General features: G+C 72.5%; 3 protein-coding genes. 1 reads left to right on the top strand and 2 read right to left on the bottom strand.

All coding sequences use genetic code 11. From position 1 onward, the window contains the following. On the bottom strand, window positions 1-496 hold a 496-nt coding region (locus ESO86_RS15805; RefSeq protein ID WP_165308033.1), incomplete at its 3' end, for an alcohol dehydrogenase catalytic domain-containing protein. Between the two features lie 97 nt (window positions 497-593). Here ESO86_RS15805 and ESO86_RS15800 point away from each other — a divergent pair. Further along, window positions 594-1,055, top strand: a complete 462-nt coding sequence (locus ESO86_RS15800; protein ID WP_129235817.1) for a hypothetical protein — start codon at window positions 594-596, stop codon at window positions 1,053-1,055. 19 nt (window positions 1,056-1,074) lie between these two features. On the opposite strand, the gene ESO86_RS15795 is transcribed toward ESO86_RS15800, so the two are convergent. Beyond that, window positions 1,075-1,920, bottom strand: a complete 846-nt coding sequence (locus tag ESO86_RS15795) for a CPBP family intramembrane glutamic endopeptidase (RefSeq protein WP_242492412.1) — start codon at window positions 1,918-1,920, stop codon at window positions 1,075-1,077. Between the last annotated feature and the right edge of the window lie 248 nt (window positions 1,921-2,168).

Below are 2,168 nucleotides of genomic sequence, written 5' to 3'. Positions count from 1 at the left end.
TCGACAGGTACCCGCCGAGGCTCAGTCCGACGAGCACCCGCTCGCCAGCGCGCAGCGCCGCCACGTCGACGAGCGACTGCCAGGCCAACCCTCCTGCCTGCGGGATCGCCGCCGCCTCGATCGGATCCACGCCCGCCGGCCGTCGGCGGAGCGCGCCGGCATCCGTCGCGACGAACTCGGCGAACCCGGCCCATCCGGCCGCGGAGAGATCGCCCCAGACCGCATCGCCGACGACGAGCCCGGCCGAACCGTCGCTCCCGGGGCCGACCGCGACGACCTCGCCCGAGACATCCGCCCCCAGGACCGGATGCGCCGGCCGGCGCGCCGCGCCGATGCGCGCGAGCGCCGAGCCGCGGAGCAGGTCCCAGTCCCATGAGTTGACCGATGACGCGGAGACCTTCACGAGCACCTGGCCCGGACCGGGAACCGGGACCGCCGCGTCGACCGGCCGCAGCCGATCCGGACCGCCGTACCGCTCGTACCGCACCGCACGCATGGCGCGAGCCTATCCACCGGCACCACGGAAGGGGGCCGCCACGACCACGCCCGGCGTGGGACGATGGAGGCGAGTCACCCGAAGGATCGCGATCCCCATGGCCGACGTCCGACGAACCCCCGTGCGCGCGGGCTACCCGCCGCGCCGGCTCACCGCCGTGGTGCTCGCGATCGGCGCCATCGCGCTCGGTGCATTCGCCGTCTCCGCCATCGGCGAGACCACGTCCCGGGCGATCACGTCGACCTCGCCGGTCGCGGCGATCGTCGTCGGCGAACGCACGGAGGAACGCCTCGTCGCCGACCGACGCGGCAGCCGGTACGCGCCGTTCCGGTTCGTGATCGTCGAACTGCCCGACGGGACCACCGCCGACGTGCGCAGCGACGACCTCGCCGTCGGGGCGGATGCCGCGGTCTATCGCAGCAGCACCGGCGACGTGTTCGAGACGCCGCCCCGGGCGCCGGGGCCGCTCGAGTGGGCGGTCTGCGCATCCGCCGTCGCCGGCACGCTCGCGCTCGGAGCGGGCGCGGTGCGCTCGATGGTGCCGGCGAAGCAGTCCTGAACCGGGGGGACGTTCCCGCCTACCCGGCCGGAACCAGCGGGAAGATCGCCGGCCAGCCGTTGTGCGCGTACACGATCACGCAGAACACGATCGCGTCGAACAGCAGGTGCACGACGAGCACGTACGTCAGGGACTTGGTGAGCTTGAACGTGTAGCCCTGGATCAGGGCGAACGGGATCGTCAGCAGCGGACCCCACGACTGGTAGCCCAGCTCCCAGAGGAACGAGACGAAGACGATCGCCTGCAGCAGGTTCGCCTGCCACGTCGGGAAGTGCCGTCGCAGCAGCGCGAACACCGTGCAGATGAAGAACAGCTCGTCCCACGTGCCGACCGCGTTCACGCCGACGAAGAGGCGCGCGATCTCGTTCGGCTCGGTCACGGTCGGCCAGTTCTGGTACACGCCCGAGGTGATGAAGTAGAAGGGCAGGATGAGCCATCCGGCGAGCGTCACGAAGACCAGGTAGAGCCACTGCGTCCGCGTCCACCGCCGACCGGTGCGCCACGGGAAGCGGATGGTCCGCTCGCGGTAGAGGAACCGCGAGATCAGGAACGGGACCAGGACGGCGAGCCCCAACACGACCGTGAAGCGCACCATCGCCTCGTCCGAGAGCTGCGCCTCGAGCGACATGGTCGAGATGATCGCCTGCCCGATCGCGATGAGCGCCAGGTCGGGCAGCAGTCGCTCCGTCCGGCCGGACCGGTCGACGAGCCACGCCACGAACAGGCCGACGACGAGCATCGCGTACCCGGGAAGGCGCAGTTGGAACCCGAACAGCAGTACCGCGGCCGAGCACACGAGCGCAGCCGGGATGAGGGCGATGGGGTGGGTGCGCACCTCGGAGGGGGTGGCGACGACGGCGGTCACCCCCCAAGCTTCGCATGCGCGCCCGATCCGGCCCTCACGCGGATGCCGCGTCCGGGGCTCCCCGGCGGGGCGCGACGCCCTGTCGGCGGCGCGTGCCAGCATCGACGCATGACCCGGATGCCGCAGCCGCCCGCTCCGCGCGAGTCCCGCGCCCGCGCGGGCATCGTCCCGCCGTACCTGCTGCTTCGGATCGCGGCCGCCGAGGAGCACTACGGCATCGCGGCCGACGCCGCCCGCCGGTCGCTGCT

Source organism: Agromyces binzhouensis, assembly GCF_004135055.1.
Taxonomy (GTDB): Bacteria; Actinomycetota; Actinomycetes; order Actinomycetales; family Microbacteriaceae; genus Agromyces; species Agromyces binzhouensis.
This window is presented reverse-complemented; position numbering and strand designations above follow the sequence as displayed.